The following is a 15434-nucleotide window of genomic DNA, read 5'->3' on the forward strand; positions in this document are numbered from 1 at the left end:
GCAAGGGGGATCAACAACGCAATGATGTCATCCGAGTATAAAGAGCCTGGACGCCGGCGGCTTTCAGCTATGGGACCCCGATTTGTATAAAAGGGCTGCAGCAAAGGTTGCCGAAACGCCTAGAGGCGCTCCTCGCGCGGGGTTACGCCGAAGTGGTTGCGGTAGGCAGTGGAGAAGTGTGCGGGCGACGAGAACCCCGTCTTCATGGCGATCTCGCCGACAGGAAGGTCGCTGTCTCGTAGCAGGCGCCGGGCCTCCTTCAGGCGCAAGTCGAGGTAGTAGCGCCCGGGCACGGCCTGCAGATATTTTTTGAACAAGCGCTCGAGCTGACGCCGCGAGATGCCGAGGTGCTCGGCCAGCTCGTGAGTGGTCAGCGGCTCCTCGATGTTGGCTTCCATCAGCATCACGGCATCCATCAACGACGCCGGAGCATGCCCCAGCCGGGCACGTAGCGGCACCTGCTGAGGTTCGTCGGCCATGCGCACCCGCTCCAGCACGAAGTGCTCTGAGACCCGTTCGGCCAGTTCGTTGCCATGATGAGTGGCGATCAGGGTCATCATCATGTCCATCGCTGCGGTACCGCCGCCACAGGTGAGGCGGTCGCGGTCGATCTCGAACAGCTGCTGGGTCAGGCGCACGCGGGGAAAATCGCGGGTGAAGGCCGCGAAGCGTTGCCACGGCAGCGTGGCCCGGTAGCCGTCCAGCACGCCGGCGCGGGCCAGTAGCTCGGTACCGCCACCGACGCCGACCAGCACCACACCGCTGCGCCCCAGCAGACGCAACCGGCCGGGCAACGGGCTCTCGTGCATGGCGGGCAGCGGGCTGGGCGCACAGACGACCAGCATGTCCAGCTCGGTCGAGGCCAGTTCGAAGGGGGTGCAGCCCGCCTGGCTGATGTCGGCCATACTGACGATCTCACGCCCTTCGGGCGCGAAGGCCTGTAGCCGATAGAGCCGCCTGCCAGCCAACTGATTGACTACCATCAGCGGCTCAAGCGCACACGCCTGCGCCAATAGCGAGAAGCCCGGCAGCGCCAGCACCCCGACCCAGCGGGTCGGGGGCTCACGGGAAGCGATGGTGGATGTATCGGGCATGTCTCAACGCCATTGCCGAACGAAGCTGAAATGGTACTCGATCGGCAGCGTTGGCCATACCATGTACTCGGTTCGCCCCGGCGAAGAAGCCTGGACGAACCGATGAGGTCGAGTCAGCCCACGATCTTAGGGAGCAACACGAAGAGCAGGAAACCCGCCACCAGGATCGCCACCCCCAGCACCAACCAGTGAGCCCCCTTGGGCGAACGCTTGGCTTCTGGCTGCTCAGCATCGGGCTCGGGGTGCGAGAAGTCCTCGGGCAGCTTCTCCTCCTTGAGGTGTTGCTTCTTTTCCTCTGGCGTCTTGCTCTCCCGGGTATCCATGGGGCATCTCCTTTGACGCTGGATTCGCCCGCCGAGGACACTCGCCCGTTACGGCGGGCCTATAACATCACGACATCGAAGTTGACGTCCGGGTTCACGTCGGCCTCATAGTCGACATCGTCGCGCTCGAACCCGAACAGCTTCAGGAAGTCGTGCTTGTAACCAGCATAGTCGGTGATCTGGAACAGGTTCTCGCTGGTCACCTGGGGCCACAGATCCTTGCAAGCTTGCTGCACGTCATCGCGCAGCTCCCAGTCGTCCAGGCGCAGACGGCCGGCTTCGTCGGTCCTCATTTCCCCACCCTGCCCTTGAGATGAATAAAGCCGTTCGCCGAACAGACGGTTGAGCTGGTCGATGGTGCCCTCGTGCAGGCCCTTCTCCTTCATCACCTTGTAGACCATGGCGATATACAGCGGCATGACCGGAATGGCGGCGCTGGCCTGGGTCACCACCGACTTGAGCACCGCCACGTTGGCGCCGCCGCCACTGGCCTTGAGCTTCGCATCGATCTCGCCGGCAGCGCGGTCGAGATCCTCTTTCGCCTTGCCCAGCGCACCGTGCCAGTAGATCGGCCAGGTGATCTCAGTGCCGATGTAGCTGAACGCCACGCTGCGCGCACCTGGAGCCAGCACGCCGGCCTTGTCCAGCGAATCGATCCACAGCTCCCAGTCCTCACCGCCCATCACCGCCTTGGTGTCCTCGATCTCCTGCTCGGTGGCGGGCTCGACCTCGGCCTCGATAATGGCGTCCTTGTTGGTGTCGATGGCGGTGGCGCGGTAGGTTTCACCGATCGGCTTGAGCGCGGAGCGCTTGAGTTCGCCGCTGTCGGGCAGCTTGCGCACCGGCGAGGCCAGCGAATAGACCACCAGGTCGATCTGGCCCATGTCCTGCTTTATCAGCTCGATGGCCTTCTCGCGCGCCTCGTGGGAGAAGGCGTCGCCGTTGATCGACTTGCTGTATAGCCCCTCAGCCTTGGCAAATTTGTCGAAGGCGGCGGCGTTGTACCAGCCCGCGGTGCCGGGCTTCTTCTCGCTGCCGGGCTTCTCGAAGAACACGCCCAAAGTATCGGCGCCGTAGCCGAACGCCGCGGTGATGCGCGCCGCCAGGCCGTAACCGCTGGAGGCACCCACCACCAGCACCTTTTTCGGCCCGTTGGCCTTGTCGAGCTGGCGCATACGGGTCGCCTCGATCTGCTCGAGCACGTTCTTCTCGCAGCCGACCGGGTGAGTGGTGGTACAGATGAAACCGCGAACCTTGGGTTTGATGATCACGACAGACCTCGTTATTGGTGGTGCAGCGCCGCGCCGGACGCCGGATCGATACGAATGGGCAGTGGCGACATTCTAGCGGCCACACTTGCGTCTGTCCGCACTTGAGCGACGATGGTACCTGGGGCACGATGCAACCCCGGCAATGCCATGGCAGGAGGTGGGTATGAATGCACAGGCGCTAGTGGACGAACGCGGCGAGCTGTGGCTGGCGCTGGCTCCGCTATGGCTGGACCGCGAACCCAGCGAACGCGATTACGCGCACATGGTGGAGGTGGTCCAGCGCCACGACGTGACCCTGCACCAGTTGGAGTGGATCTTTCGCCTGGAGCTTGCTCCGGTGTTGGCGCGCCACCAGGTGTCGATCGCCAGCAACTGGCGCGATTTTGACGACTATCGGCTGATGCAGCAATTGGTGGCTCACAACCTGCGGCTCAAAGGGTGGCGGCGCAAGACCTGGGCGCTGTTCTCGGGACTGACCACGATGATGACCCGGCATCGCTGGAACGAGCTGATGGCCCGGGTGATAATGGCACGTGGGGAGTCGCCTCCCTCCTGAACCGGCTGCGTTGACAAGAACGCTACCTACCGTCGTTCTGCCAAAACCTAGAGCTGGAACTTCTCGTCGAGCGCATCTTCCAATGCCCGCTCCAGTTCCTGGCCGCTGGCGCGCGGCGAGAAGCGCCGGATCACCCTGCCGTCACGCGCCACCAGGAACTTGGTGAAGTTCCACTTGATCATCCTGGTACGCATCACACCTGGCGCCTCACGCTTGAGTTCGACGAACAGCGGATGTGCCCCGGTACCGTTCACCCGAACCTTTTCCATGAGCGGGAACGTCACGCCGTACTGGCTCGTGCCGAAGGCACAGAAATCCAGCGCCGACTCCGGCGACTGGCGCGCGAACTGATTGCAGGGAAAGGCCAGCACGGTGAAGCCGCGGTCGCGGTGGCGACGATAGAGACGCTCCAGCTCACCGAGCTGGGGCGTGAAACCGCAGCGGCTGGCCACGTTCACGACCAACAGCACCTGCCCCTGCAAAGCCCGCAGGTTGAAGGGCTCACCGCGGAAGGTGCGGCATTCGTGCTCGTGGATGGCCATGTCTCGCTTGCCTCGCTGTCCTCTCACCACGCCACGTTTTACACGTAGCACCACTATGCGCACCGAGGCAACCTTTCCTGGGGCCAACCCAAGCCAGGCTTTCTTTGCACGCTCACTCCAAGCCTACCGAGAAGCGGCCGCGCCGTCACGCCTGGTGCGCGTTGACCGCCTCCAGGCGACTGGCCATGCTGGAATGAACAGCCACACGACTTGCTCCGAGGACAGGTGCCATGCGCGACAATGCTCCCCGCAGTTGCCTGGCCACCCATGAGGTGGTCAACCAGCCCGAGCCATCCGGCGACCGCGACCTCCTCGCCACCGACTTGCCACTGCGCGAGGCGCTGGAGCGTGAAGCCCCGGCCTGGGTGGCCGAACGCCTGGCGCCACTGGGCCGCGAGATGGGCAGCGCGCGCGTGCAGGAGCTGGGCGAGATCGCCAACCGCCACCCACCGGAGCTGCGCCTGTTCGACCGCCATGGCCGGCGACTGGACGAGGTGCGCTACCACCCTGCCTATCACGAATTGATGGGCCTGGCGCTGGAAGGCGGCTGGCATGCCGTGGCCTGGCGGGAGGAGGGGCGCGGCGGGCACCAGGCGCATGTCGCGGCCCTCTACCTGCTGACCCAGGCCGAGCCGGGATTCTGCTGCCCGGTGACCATGACCCACGCCGCCATGCCGGTGCTGCGCCGCAGCCCGAAATTGGAGGCAGAATGGGCGCCAGGCCTGCTGGCCAGCGCCTACGATCCGCGCCCGCTTCCCGCCGGCGACAAGCGCGGCCTCACCTTCGGCATGGCGATGACCGAGAAGCAGGGCGGCAGCGACGTGCGCAGCAACACCACCCGCGCCGAGCGCGACGGCGAAGGTTGGCGCCTCACCGGTCACAAGTGGTTCTGCAGCGCGCCGATGTCGGATGCTTTCCTCACGCTGGCGCAGACCGACGCCGGTCTCTCCTGCTTCCTGGCGCCACGCTTCACCCCCGACGGCGAGCGCAACGCCATCGAGATCCAGCGGCTCAAGGAGAAGTGCGGCAACCGCGCCAACGCCTCGGCAGAGATCGAGTACCGCGAGGCCTGGGCGGCCCTGGTCGGCGAGCCCGGCCGCGGTGTGGCCACCATCATCGACATGGTCCAGCAGACCCGGCTGGATGCCGCCACCGCCCCGGTAGGCATGATGCGCCAGGCACTGGTCGAAGCGTGGCGACACGTGCTCCAGCGACAAGCCTTCGGTCGTTCGCTCGCCGAGCAGCCGCTGATGCGAGCAGTGATCGCCGACCTGGCGCTGGAGGTAGAAGCCGGCCTGGCACTAACCCTGCGCACCGCTCGCGCCTTCGACGGCGACGCCCGCGGCGAAGCCCACGAGACCGCCCTGGCGCGAGTGCTGCCCACCCTGGCCAAGTACTGGCACAACAAACGCGGGCCGGGTTTCATGGCCGAGGCCATGGAGTGCCTGGGAGGTATCGGCTACGTGGAGGAGACACCGCTGGCGCGACTCTATCGCGAAGCGCCGGTGAACTCGATCTGGGAGGGTTCGGGCAACGTGATCTGCCTCGACCTGCTGCGGGTGCTGTCACGCCACCCCGAGTCGATCGCCGCCCTGCGCGAGGAGCTCGGTGCCGCTCAGGGCGTGCAGCAGGATCTCGACCTGGCACTGGCCGGCCTGGAGCGCGACCTGGCACTTCCCGCCGAGGAGCTCGAGTCGCGCGCACGCTGGCTGGCCCAGCGCCTGACCCAGAGCCTGCAGGCGGCACTGCTGCTGCGACATGGCCCACACGAGGTGGCCGAGACCTTCTGTCGTTCGCGCCTCGGCGTCGAGGCCAGCCCGGCCTACGGTGTGCTGCCGGCAGGTTCGCCGCTGGGGGGGATACTGGCACGGATCGGCGACTGACCCGAGGCCAGCAGCGGAATCTCGTCGGCCGGCACCGGCCGCGAAAGGCCGAAGCCTTGGACGTGGGTACAGCCGAAGCGGGCCAGGGTGGGCAGGCAGTCGAGCTCCTCGACACCTTCGGCCACTACCCGGATACCCAGGCGGCGGCCAAGCAGCGCGATGGCCTCGACGATCGCCGCGTCCTGGCTCTCCTGCTGGACATGGCGTACGAAGCTGCGGTCGATCTTGAGTTCGCTGATGGGAAGCATCTGCAGCCGCGAGAGCGACGAGAAGCCGACGCCGAAATCGTCCACCGCCACCTCCATGCCGCTCAGGTGCAACCGTGCGGCAATCTCTGAGCCCAGCAGCTCGTCATCCATGGCCGCCGTCTCGGTAATCTCGAGTATCACCAGCGGCGAGTCGTCCGGCGCCAACTGACGAGTCAGCGCCGGCAATTGCGACGCCATCAGGTCATCGGCGGTGACGTTGACCGACAGCGACAGCAGCACGCCCTGCTCGCGCCAACGCTGGGCATCGGCCAGTGCCTGCTCGAGCACGTGGCAAGTCAGACGCCGGCTCTGTCCGGCAGTGAGCATGGGCAGGAAACTGGCCGGGCCGATCAGGCCGATCTCGGGATGCGCCCAGCGCACCAGCGCTTCCACACCGCTCAGGCGTCCACTGGTCAACTCGAACTGCGGCTGGTAGTGCACGGTGAGCTCGCGGTGCTGGAGCGCCGACTCGAGCTCCTCGGCAGAAAAGAAGGGGCTGTCCTCGGGCACGATGGCCGGCTTGCAGCCGGGGCGCAGCCGGTCCAGGCGCTGCCTGAGTTCGGCCAACCGCATCGGCTTGTCCAGCGAGCCGAGCATCTGCAGCCCCAGGGTCTGCCCCACCCGCTCGGCGATGCGCGATATCTTGCGCTCGACCCCGCCCAGCAGCAGCACCCAACCGGCGAAGCGCTGCTCCGCCAGTAGTCGCAGCAGCTCGATGCCATCCGGAGCGCCGAACTCGAGCCCCATGATCACAAGTTGCGGCGCACACTCGTCGAGCTCCGCCAGCAGCGCATCGGCGCGCCGATAACAGCGGCTCTCCAGCCCCAGCACATGCAGCTGTAGCGACAAGATCGCCACCACGTCGGGATCCTCGTCGAGCACCAGGGCCAGGGCTCGCTCTTCTTCTTCGTATTCCGTGGAAAGGTTCATCAGGGGATCCCGCTCTCGAATTATCCTGAGGCTAACATCATCCCTGACGACCAGCCGGCTCGATTGTCAACGCTTGCCCCTCAGCCGAGGGGGCCGATTACCACCCGCAACGCAAGCGCCAGCAGCATCACGCCGGTAATGCGATGAATCCAGTGCGCGCGTGCCTGCAGCCAGGGCAGGACGCGAGAATGGGTCAATGACACTGCCACCAGCACGTACCAGCCGCCGTCGATGACCATGGCCGTGGCAACGATGACCGCCTTGGCCGCCAGTGACATCTCCGGCGTGACGAACTGGCTGAGCAGCGCGACGAAGAAAAGAATCAACTTGGGGTTGCCCAGTGCCACCAGCATGCCTTCGCGGGCTGCCTGGCGCCGGGTGGTGGCCACGCCGGCCGCTTCCAGCGCTGCCGCACTGCCGGCACGCAGCGCCTTGACGCCGAGCCAGGCCAGGTAAGCCGCCCCACCCCAGGTGATGAGCTGGAACAGCGTGGGAAAGCGCACGATCAGTGCCCCCAGTCCCAGCACCGTGAGCAGGGCATAGAAACCTACGCCCAAGGCATGGGAGAGTGCCGCCACGATACCGGGCGTCCGTCCGCCGCCAAGCGTATGGCGCAGCACCAGGGCCAGGCTTGGCCCCGGCGACATCGCACCCATGGCGCACACGGCCACCAGCGATATCCAGAGTGAAAGCGGCATTACCTGTTCCTCTTCGATTACTGCGATGCGTCAGTTCAACGGTGGAACTGCCCTTCCCTCTCGGGCTGCCATAGGATCGCATCGATGCGCAGACGTGTCTCGCCACCTTCGGGTAACGGCCAGTCGATCTCGTCGCCAATGCGCAGGCCGATAAGCCCGGCGCCGATGGGCGCCATCACCGAAATACCGTCCTCGGTGGCAGCCAGCGAGTGGGGATAGACCAAGGTCCGTATCATCTGTCGGTTGCGTGTCAGATCGGTGAACTGTACCTGGCTATTCATGCTGACCACGTCCGCCGGGATCTCTTGCGGATCGATCACCTCGCCGCGCTCCAGCTCCTCTTCCAGGCAGTCGGCGACGAAGCGATCCTTGCCGTCGGCGTTGTCGATCAATCGCTGCAGCCGCTCCGCATCCAGGCGGTTGATGAGAATGGGGGGACGGGGTGGCATACGACCTCCTTGGCACCGGCAGCGAAGCGTGCTGCTGGCCGTGCAACGAAAACAGCCCTTCGCCCCGACGGGGAGAAGGACTGTGGCTCTCACTATCATAAGCCCAAGCCTGGGGAATGTCAGGCCTGCCGACTACCTGCTAGCTGTTCGGTCGACGCCGCAAAGTCACCAACAGCACGCCGGCCAGCGCGACCAGCGCAACGCCGACGAAAGCGCCCGGGCTTTGCTGCTGCCAGCCGAACAGCGCCAGCACCACACCCAGGACGCCGAGCGCCCAGGCAAACCGCTTTACACTCATATCGCCACCTCTCTAGATTCTGCCACTCAGCATGCAGCGGAAGGAGAGGTACATCAAGAAAACGGCAAGTAGCATTACCTGCACACCAAGACGTGGCGGAAAAAGCGCGAACGTGCCGGCAAGCCACGCTGTCAAAGCGAAAGGCAAGGAACCATAGGATCGATCTCGCATGAAGCCACACGACACTCACCGTGACGATGTCGGGTCGGACGCCATCCTGGGCACCCTCGAGGAGAACAAGGCCCATTATTCCGAAGAGGGCTTCTGGGACAAGGTGTCTTACAATGCCCGCCGGGCAGGCAGGAAGACCCTCGCACCAGCACTGAAGATGTACTATTCCGCCCAGGACCCCAACACGCCACTGTGGGCGAAAACGACCATCTATGGTGCGCTGGGCTATTTCATCTCGCCCCTCGACGCCATCCCCGATCTCACTCCCTTTCTCGGCTACACCGACGACATGGGCGTGCTGGCCGGCGCACTTGCCATCGTCGCTGCCCGCATCAACGACAAGCATCGTGAGCAGGCCAAGGCCACGCTGGCAAGGTGGTTCGGGTAGGATCCCGGAGCGGGTGACCTTCCCCCAGCAACCACTTGGCTTAAGCCAAGTGGTGTAGAGCACATACAAGCACGAAAAAATGCCGCTGGCCGGGGTCTCCGCGCCGTGGTCAAGAAAGTGTCGCTGACTGCGACCCGCCAAAACTTGCCAGGCACTAGGAACCTTGGTGGAGAGGGCGAGGATTCCAATACGTACAAGCTGAGCAAAACCGTCTAACTTGGAATGTAAATTTTTGTTTAGATGCAAGAGCACCTTCGGTCGTCGGCTCGGTCGCCGAGTGTGTCAAACGGAGCACTGCGAGGCAGCTTGGCCACGGATGGACACTGCTTAGTAGCTTGGCCATGGATGGCTTCCCTAACGCTCGCATCCACCTTGCGCTGGCATTTTTTAATCTCAGCCACTTTAGAAACGGCACGTGCCTTATTGGTTCGAAAATCAACAGACGCCTACACAGAAAAGGCGCCCAGCCCGAGGCGCCATAGATATTCGCTGATTGCTTTTCAAGCTTTCTGGCCTTATCGGGTCAGAAAACACCTGATGCCGGCATAGTGTCATTCCTTAGCGGCCTAGGTGTAGCATGGTAATTCATTTGTCCACGGTTGAGTGGACTCCAGGTTCCTTACGATTATCGACTGCTAAACTAGCTATTGATAGGACAGAGAGGTCGGTGGGTAGGGATTCGTTAATATAGTTGTCGTCAAACTCGACTAGCTGCGCTAACGCTTCGGGGTCCGGCAGCGTTATTTGCTGACGGTCGCGGGTCACCAGTCCATCATCACGCAGCATCGAGAAGGTCCGGCTGACATGAACCGGGCTTAACCCCAGCGCGTCACCAATCTGCTCCTGAGATAACGGCATCAAGAAGCTATTGTCCTCCACGGCCCCGATCCGCTTGAGTCGCAGGTAAAGCTCGTAGAGAAAATGTGCTAATCGTTCTTGGGCGTCATGCCGGCCAAGATAGACCAGCCGTTCGGTGAGTAGTGCCTGCTGACGCACCGCCGTAGCCATTAGCCCCACGGCCAAGGCTGAACGTCCAAAAAGCTCAAGCAGCTGCTGATAGGAGAAGGGGCATACTACACCTTCGTTAATCATCGCTACGCCGGCCAGGCGACGGGAGAATCCAAAATCGCGTAAGCCAATAATGTCGCCAGGAAGATAGAGCTTGAGGATCTGCTTCGAGCCATTTTCCAGATGGCGATAAGAATATGCCCAACCCTCCTTGAGCACGCAGAACAGGTCCGCATCCGTGTCCTCATACCACAGAACCTCACTAGCTGACACGCGCCTGGTCTCGAGTTCGAGACCCAGCAACAACGCCTTGTCTTCAGGCGTTAGCGCCCCCTGCCGAACAAGACCCCGCATCACTACAGTATCGAGGAGATTCACGCTTTTACCTCTCAGGTCAACGCAAATTAGCCTACGCTAACTATGCATTTTAGGAATATTAATTTTACCTAAGGTCATATTCATTATGAGCCGGCTAGCCGCTTCTTTCCAGCCGCTTGCTCCTCGTTCGCCCTCCTCTCCGGTCTCTTGGGCCAGGTCAATAGTCGGCGGTGCCAGGTCGAGCGCCGACAGGATGTCCATGTCGATAGCCGGTAGCGTCTCCAGTTCAATGCCTTTTTCTAGTTGGGTATATCGCCACCAGAGCTTCGATGCCGCGCTTCAAGTCGAAGCCGCCCAGCGCCTCGCTCAAGCCCTCGTCGTTGATCAGGTAGGTTCGGCCCTGGGTATCATCGCGCCACCAACCAGCGCGACTGTGAACCATGCGGTATGGGCCGGTTCGATATTCATGTTGCTAAAATGGGCATCACCGTGTCGCTCAATGAAGCCGGACACATTGGCCAATATCTGCTCATGGCGCGTCACCTCGCTATCAGGTGATCGGTAAAGGCACGCCTATCGGGCTAGGTGGTTTAGAAGGCCGAAGGCGCCGTGACGGCGCGACTGAGGTCCGCCATGGGGTACTACCTCGCGTTGTGGATTCACGGGCAGTAGGCGCCCAATGTTGGTAGGGCGCATGCCTCTAGGCTTTGCCGCCATTGCTGGGCATGCTTCAGGTTGCTGGCCTCGTCTGCCTCAGAAAACGTCAGCCGCGCCAGCTCAGCCGCTAACCTATCTTGCTTGGCTGCCTTGCGCTCTGCCAGGGGCGATGCCTTCAGTCAACATATTGCGGACCTTGCAGGCTTTTTCGCGGGCCATTGCTAGAGACGTATCGGGGTAGCCGCCTAATCCATGGTCCCGGCGCACCTTATAGGGCTTGCCACTCGCAGCCAGGCGCGTCTCGCCGGTGGTGTAGCGCAGAATCCATGAGCGGCTGCCGCTCTTATCGACACGCAGCAGCAAGCCGGCAACATCGCCCACGGCATCAAAGCCGGGGGGGGGGGGGGTGGTGAGTCGCTTCACCTCAAGGGCAGAAAAGGGGGCGGGCTTTTCTGGGTATGGTTTCTACCAACATCAAATATGTTACTGGATGCTAGGTCATGCCACGTCAAACCATAAGGAAGGAAGATAAGTTGCTGTTTTAAGTGGTACCGGCGGTCGGACTCGAACCGACAAGGGCTTGCACCCGGCGGATTTTGAATCCGCCACTGTAATTTAAACATCAATCACTTACGATACAATTATGTTATTTACCAACAACCCCACCAACATAATATGATGCGCTTGGCTGCTACGCCATGCCACGCCGAACTGCTCCACTCCCTACCCAATGTGGGCATGGCTTTCCTTCCCCAAGTTTGATGTGATAGGCACCAATTATTACGGCTGTCTGATACAGCCGGCACATCGACTCAGGGAACCGCAGTACATGATCCTCACCCTCAACCAGCTGGAGCGGCACCTGTTCAAGGCCGCGGACATCTTGCGCGGTCGCATGGACGCCTCGGAGTTCAAGGAGTACATCTTCGGCATGCTCTTCCTGAAGCGCTGCTCGGACGTCTTTGAGCAGCGCCGGGAGGAGGTCCGCGAGCAGCTCAAGCAGGCCGGGGCGGGCGAGATCGATATGGCCCATCAGGTTGAATTCCCCGACTGGTATCGCGCCACCTTCTATGTACCGCCGCAGTCGCGCTGGTCGCACCTGCTGAAGGAGGCTCATCAGGGTGTCGGCAATGCGCTGAACAAGGCGCTGGCCGGCCTGGAGGAGCATAATCAAAGCCTTAACGGGGTGCTGGAGCATATCGACTTCACGCGCAAGGTGGGCTCCACCACCCTGCCGGACAAGAAGCTCCGGGACCTGATCGTCCACTTCAGCGAGTACCGGCTGCGCAACGAGGACTTCGAGTTCCCCGACCTGCTCGGCGCCGCCTACGAGTACCTGATCCGCGACTTCGCCGACTCCGCCGGCAAGAAAGGCGGCGAGTTCTATACCCCGCGCCCGGTAGTTCGCATGATGGTTCGGCTGATGGACCCCCAGGAGGACCACAGCGTCTACGACCCCTGCATGGGGTCGGGCGGTATGCTGATTCTCGCCAAGGAGTACCTGGAGGAGCAGGGCGGCGACCCGCGCCGGCTCAATCTCTTCGGTCAGGAAGCCTCCGGCTCGGTGTGGGCCATCGCCAAGATGAATATGCTGCTGCACGGGGTGAGTAGTGCCGACCTGCAAAACGACGACACCCTCACCGACCCGCAGCACGTCGAAGGCGGCGAGCTCAAGCACTTCGACCGCATCCTCACCAACCCGCCCTTCTCCATCGGCTACACGCCGAGCCAGCACTTCCCGGAGCGCTTCCACTACGGCAGCGTGCCGGAGGGGGCCAAGAAGGCCGACCTGATGTTTCTGCAGCACATGGTCGCCTGCCTCAAGTCCGACGGCCGCCTGGCCACCGTCATGCCCCACGGCGTGCTCTTCCGCGGCGGCGACGAGAAGCGCATCCGCGCCGGCATGCTCCAGGACGACCTGGTGGAGGCGGTGATCGGCCTGGCCCCCAACCTCTTCTACGGCACCGGCATCCCGGCGAGCATCCTGGTGCTGCGCGCCAAGGGCGCCAAGCCCGAGGAGCGAAAGGGCCGGGTGCTGTTCATCAACGCCGACCGGGAGTTCTTCGAGGGCCGCGCCCAGAACCACCTGCTGCCCGAGCACATCGAGAAGATCGCCAGCACCTATGACGCCTTCGAGGACGTACCCGGCTTCGCCCGGGTGGTGCCCCTCGCGGAGCTGCGCGACAACGACTACAACCTCAACATCCGCCGCTACGCCGACAACACCCCGCCGCCGGAGCCCCAGGACGTGCGCGCCCACCTCAAGGGCGGCGTGCCGGTGGCCGAGATCGATGCCAGGCGCCCGCTCTTCGACGCCCAGGGCCTCGACCCCATGGCGCTCTTTATCCCCAGGACGAACGACCCCGACTATGTGGACTTCGCCGAGCACCTGAGCGAGAAGCGCGATCTCAAGCCCGCCATCGAGGGAGATACCGGCCTGCAGCAGAAGGAAGCCAGCGTGATGGCCGCCTTCGAGGCCTGGTGGGCCGAGCACGGCGGGAGCATCACCGGGCTGACCGGCAACGGCGGTCGCCTCACCCGGCTGCGCGACGAGCTGCTGGGCAGCTTCACGGCGGCTCTGGAGCCCACCGCCATGCTCGACCGCTTCGCGGTGCGCGGCATCATCGCGGGCTTCTGGTTCGACAACAAGAACGAGTTCCGCACCCTGCAGGCTCGCGGCTGCCTGGGCGTGGTGGACGCCTGGCGCACCAGCATCGTGAGCCTCCTGGAGGACGAGCAGAGTAAGGCCAACCCGCTAGACCATCGCCTGGTCCACTTCCTGCTGGAGGAGTACGTCGCCGAGCTGGAAGAGCTCGCGGCCCGCAAGGCGGAGCTGGACGCCCAGATCAAGGCCGCAGAGGCCAAGCCCGAGGGCGATGACGGCGACGAAGCGGAATCGAGCGACGGTGAGGATGACGACGCCCCGACGCCGGAGCAGATCAAGGCCTGGAAGAGCCAGCGCACCCAGGTGCGTAAGCAGCACAAGGTCAAGGTGGCCAGCTTCGAGGAGCATCTTAACTCCGCCGTGGACGCTCTGGACGACACCGCCGCCGCCGAGCTGGTGGGCACCATTTTGCATAACGACCTCAAGGGCATCCTCGAGCGCTATATCCGCCAGCAGCGCCAGCAGGTGATCGCCGCCTTCGAGACCTGGTGGGACAAGTATCGGGTGACGCTGGCCGACATCGAGACTGAGCGGGATGCCGCCGCCAGGGAGCTGCAGCAGTATCTGGAGGGGCTGGGGTATGTTTGAAGAGTCAGCTACTGAATGGCCCCTTTTGCCACTGAGTGAGTTCATCCAAAGGCTGGATGCTGGAGTAAGCGTCAATTCCGAAGATCGGCCCCATGGGGCAGGTGAAGTAGGTGTTCTGAAAACCAGCGCCTTATCTGGCAGTGTATTCAATGCCAATGAGAACAAAGCCGTATTGCCCGCAGAGAAGCGGCTTGTGGCAGAGCCGGTGTCTGGAGATACAATTCTTGTCAGCAGGATGAACACACCAGAATTAGTGGGTATTGCTTGTTATGTCAAGTACCCGCACCCGGACCTTTTTCTCCCTGATCGAATATGGCAAGCCAAGAAGAAAAATGGATGCGCCTTGGATATGAGGTGGCTGTCGTATCAGCTACAGACCGAGGGCTATCGACGCTTTCTTGGTGCTCATGCTACAGGCACGAGCGGAAGCATGAAAAATCTTCCTAAGTCTAGCTTCTTAGGAATGAAACTGCACTTCCCCAAAGTTGATGAGCAGCGGCTCATTGCCCGCATCCTCGACGCCCTCGACACCCAGATCCAGAAGACCGAGGCATTGATCGCCAAACTAGAGAAGGTTAAGGAGGGCTTGCTCCACGACCTGCTGACCCGCGGGATCGATGAGAACGGTCGGCTCCGCCCCAGCCCCGAGCAGGCGCCGGAGCTCTATAAGGAGTCACCGCTGGGGTTGATCCCGAGGGAGTGGGAACTATGTACAGTTGGTGGCCTTGGCTCATGGAAGGGTGGTAGCACTCCATCAAAGTCGAACCCCGGCTTTTGGCCAGAGTCAGGAATCCTTTGGGTTTCTCCCAAAGATCTAGTCAGTGATGAAATTCACGAAACCGAAGATAAAATCTCTGAACGGGCTGCTCAATCTTCAAATCTTTTTATTTTTCCCGCTGGATCAGTTCTAGTGGTTTTCAGAAGCGGGATTTTGAGGAAGCGACTGCCGGTCGTAAGGGCCGGAAAGGACTTTACCGTCAACCAAGACCTAAAAGCCCTGATTCCTTCTGACGGCATTGCTGAGGAGTTTGTAAAATACCTGCTTCAGGGCAATGCAGATCGAATCCTTATGAAGTCTGTCAAGGCAGGGACTACCGTGGAGAGCTTGGATTATAAGTTTTTTTCTTCCTATGAGGTGGCCCTGCCAAGGAAATTCGAACAATACAAGATTTCAACAGCTCTTAAAAAAATAGAAGAGCGCATAAATTATGAACGAGATTTAACAAAAAAGCTGAAAAAGGATAAGTCCGGTCTGATGGATGACCTCCTCACCGGCCGCGTCCGCGTCACCCCGCTGCTCGACCAGGCCCAGGCCACCACGCCGGCATAGACCGGGCTCTTACAACA

Annotated in this window: 16 protein-coding genes and 1 tRNA gene; 5 read left to right on the plus strand and 12 right to left on the minus strand. The window is 62.3% G+C overall.

Annotated elements, in window-relative coordinates; genetic code table 11:
- Positions 1–119 precede the first annotated feature (119 nt).
- From HNO52_RS17315 to fabV, 3 genes are all read right to left on the minus strand, one after another.
- Positions 120–1094 (minus strand): GlxA family transcriptional regulator, encoded by a 975-nt coding sequence (locus HNO52_RS17315; protein ID WP_197566472.1) that lies wholly within the window; start codon positions 1092–1094, stop codon positions 120–122.
- Positions 1095–1207: 113 nt separating this feature from the next.
- Entirely contained in the window at positions 1208–1417 is a 210-nt protein-coding gene (locus HNO52_RS17320) for a hypothetical protein (RefSeq protein WP_197566473.1), read from the minus strand.
- Positions 1418–1476: 59 nt separating this feature from the next.
- Positions 1477–2688: an enoyl-ACP reductase FabV gene (gene fabV, locus HNO52_RS17325; protein WP_197566474.1), complete on the minus strand. Its 1212-nt coding sequence runs from the start codon at positions 2686–2688 to the stop codon at positions 1477–1479.
- A 163-nt stretch (positions 2689–2851) separates the two neighbouring features.
- Here fabV and HNO52_RS17330 point away from each other — a divergent pair, with 163 nt between their 5' ends.
- Positions 2852–3244 carry a DUF7079 family protein gene (locus HNO52_RS17330; protein WP_197566475.1) on the plus strand — a complete coding sequence of 131 codons (393 nt, stop codon included), beginning with the start codon at positions 2852–2854 and terminating at the stop codon, positions 3242–3244.
- Positions 3245–3291: 47 nt separating this feature from the next.
- Here HNO52_RS17330 and HNO52_RS17335 read toward each other — a convergent pair whose 3' ends face one another.
- Positions 3292–3786, minus strand: a complete 495-nt coding sequence (locus tag HNO52_RS17335; RefSeq protein WP_197566476.1) for a glutathione peroxidase — start codon at positions 3784–3786, stop codon at positions 3292–3294.
- A gap of 230 nt (positions 3787–4016) precedes the next feature.
- Here HNO52_RS17335 and HNO52_RS17340 point away from each other — a divergent pair, with 230 nt between their 5' ends.
- Entirely contained in the window at positions 4017–5669 is a 1653-nt protein-coding gene (locus tag HNO52_RS17340) for an isovaleryl-CoA dehydrogenase (RefSeq protein ID WP_197566477.1), read from the plus strand.
- Here HNO52_RS17340 and HNO52_RS17345 read toward each other — a convergent pair.
- The 4 genes from HNO52_RS17345 to HNO52_RS17360 all read right to left on the minus strand — a co-directional run bounded on the left by HNO52_RS17345 (position 5609) and on the right by HNO52_RS17360 (position 8292).
- Positions 5609–6847: an EAL domain-containing response regulator gene (locus HNO52_RS17345; RefSeq protein WP_197566478.1), complete on the minus strand. Its 1239-nt coding sequence runs from the start codon at positions 6845–6847 to the stop codon at positions 5609–5611. The two genes, HNO52_RS17340 and HNO52_RS17345, sit on opposite strands and share 61 nt — an antisense overlap.
- 80 nt (positions 6848–6927) lie before the next feature.
- The gene (locus HNO52_RS17350; RefSeq protein WP_167113658.1) at positions 6928–7545 is read right to left on the minus strand and encodes a LysE family translocator; all 618 of its coding nucleotides are present in this window, start codon (positions 7543–7545) and stop codon (positions 6928–6930) included.
- 35 nt (positions 7546–7580) lie between these two features.
- Positions 7581–7994 (minus strand): nucleoside diphosphate kinase regulator, encoded by a 414-nt coding sequence (gene rnk, locus HNO52_RS17355; protein WP_197566479.1) that lies wholly within the window; start codon positions 7992–7994, stop codon positions 7581–7583.
- Positions 7995–8133: 139 nt separating this feature from the next.
- Positions 8134–8292: a hypothetical protein gene (locus HNO52_RS17360; RefSeq protein ID WP_197566480.1), complete on the minus strand. Its 159-nt coding sequence runs from the start codon at positions 8290–8292 to the stop codon at positions 8134–8136.
- Between the two features lie 169 nt (positions 8293–8461).
- On the opposite strand from HNO52_RS17360, the gene HNO52_RS17365 reads away from it, so the two are divergent.
- Positions 8462–8851, plus strand: coding sequence for a YkvA family protein (locus HNO52_RS17365; RefSeq protein WP_197566481.1), 390 nt, complete (start codon positions 8462–8464; stop codon positions 8849–8851).
- Between the two features lie 585 nt (positions 8852–9436).
- On the opposite strand, the gene HNO52_RS17370 is transcribed toward HNO52_RS17365, so the two are convergent.
- The 4 genes from HNO52_RS17370 to HNO52_RS17385 all read right to left on the minus strand — a co-directional run bounded on the left by HNO52_RS17370 (position 9437) and on the right by HNO52_RS17385 (position 11536).
- Positions 9437–10237 carry a Crp/Fnr family transcriptional regulator gene (locus HNO52_RS17370; RefSeq protein WP_232090378.1) on the minus strand — a complete coding sequence of 267 codons (801 nt, stop codon included), beginning with the start codon at positions 10235–10237 and terminating at the stop codon, positions 9437–9439.
- Between the two features lie 226 nt (positions 10238–10463).
- On the minus strand, positions 10464–10619 hold the full coding sequence (locus HNO52_RS17375; RefSeq protein WP_197566482.1) for a hypothetical protein: 156 nt from the start codon (positions 10617–10619) through the stop codon (positions 10464–10466).
- 347 nt (positions 10620–10966) lie between these two features.
- The gene (locus tag HNO52_RS21510; protein WP_197566483.1) at positions 10967–11257 is read right to left on the minus strand and encodes an Arm DNA-binding domain-containing protein; all 291 of its coding nucleotides are present in this window, start codon (positions 11255–11257) and stop codon (positions 10967–10969) included.
- 123 nt (positions 11258–11380) lie between these two features.
- A tRNA-Leu gene (locus HNO52_RS17385) sits at positions 11381–11536 on the minus strand.
- 127 nt (positions 11537–11663) lie between these two features.
- Between HNO52_RS17385 and HNO52_RS17390 the strand changes: the two genes are divergently transcribed.
- Both HNO52_RS17390 and HNO52_RS17395 read left to right on the plus strand, forming a co-directional pair.
- A complete protein-coding gene (locus HNO52_RS17390) occupies positions 11664–14087 on the plus strand; it encodes a type I restriction-modification system subunit M (RefSeq protein ID WP_197566484.1) in 2424 nt (807 codons plus the stop codon).
- On the plus strand, positions 14080–15417 hold the full coding sequence (locus HNO52_RS17395) for a restriction endonuclease subunit S (protein ID WP_197566485.1): 1338 nt from the start codon (positions 14080–14082) through the stop codon (positions 15415–15417). Before HNO52_RS17390 ends, HNO52_RS17395 begins: the two co-directional genes overlap by 8 nt.
- Positions 15418–15434 lie beyond the last annotated feature (17 nt).

The organism is Halomonas sp. MCCC 1A13316 (genome assembly GCF_014931605.1).
Classification (GTDB): Bacteria; Pseudomonadota; Gammaproteobacteria; order Pseudomonadales; family Halomonadaceae; genus Halomonas.

Coding starts and splice junctions, on each gene's coding strand:
- HNO52_RS17315 (WP_197566472.1), bottom strand. CDS start 1,094: ATGCCCGATACATCCACCATCGCTTCCCGTGAGCCCCCGACCCGCTGG.
- HNO52_RS17320 (WP_197566473.1), bottom strand. CDS start 1,417: ATGGATACCCGGGAGAGCAAGACGCCAGAGGAAAAGAAGCAACACCTC.
- HNO52_RS17330 (WP_197566475.1), top strand. CDS start 2,852: ATGAATGCACAGGCGCTAGTGGACGAACGCGGCGAGCTGTGGCTGGCG.
- HNO52_RS17335 (WP_197566476.1), bottom strand. CDS start 3,786: ATGGCCATCCACGAGCACGAATGCCGCACCTTCCGCGGTGAGCCCTTC.
- HNO52_RS17340 (WP_197566477.1), top strand. CDS start 4,017: ATGCGCGACAATGCTCCCCGCAGTTGCCTGGCCACCCATGAGGTGGTC.
- HNO52_RS17345 (WP_197566478.1), bottom strand. CDS start 6,847: ATGAACCTTTCCACGGAATACGAAGAAGAAGAGCGAGCCCTGGCCCTG.
- HNO52_RS17350 (WP_167113658.1), bottom strand. CDS start 7,545: ATGCCGCTTTCACTCTGGATATCGCTGGTGGCCGTGTGCGCCATGGGT.
- rnk (WP_197566479.1), bottom strand. CDS start 7,994: ATGCCACCCCGTCCCCCCATTCTCATCAACCGCCTGGATGCGGAGCGG.
- HNO52_RS17360 (WP_197566480.1), bottom strand. CDS start 8,292: ATGAGTGTAAAGCGGTTTGCCTGGGCGCTCGGCGTCCTGGGTGTGGTG.
- HNO52_RS17365 (WP_197566481.1), top strand. CDS start 8,462: ATGAAGCCACACGACACTCACCGTGACGATGTCGGGTCGGACGCCATC.
- HNO52_RS17375 (WP_197566482.1), bottom strand. CDS start 10,619: ATGGTTCACAGTCGCGCTGGTTGGTGGCGCGATGATACCCAGGGCCGA.
- HNO52_RS17390 (WP_197566484.1), top strand. CDS start 11,664: ATGATCCTCACCCTCAACCAGCTGGAGCGGCACCTGTTCAAGGCCGCG.
- HNO52_RS17395 (WP_197566485.1), top strand. CDS start 14,080: ATGTTTGAAGAGTCAGCTACTGAATGGCCCCTTTTGCCACTGAGTGAG.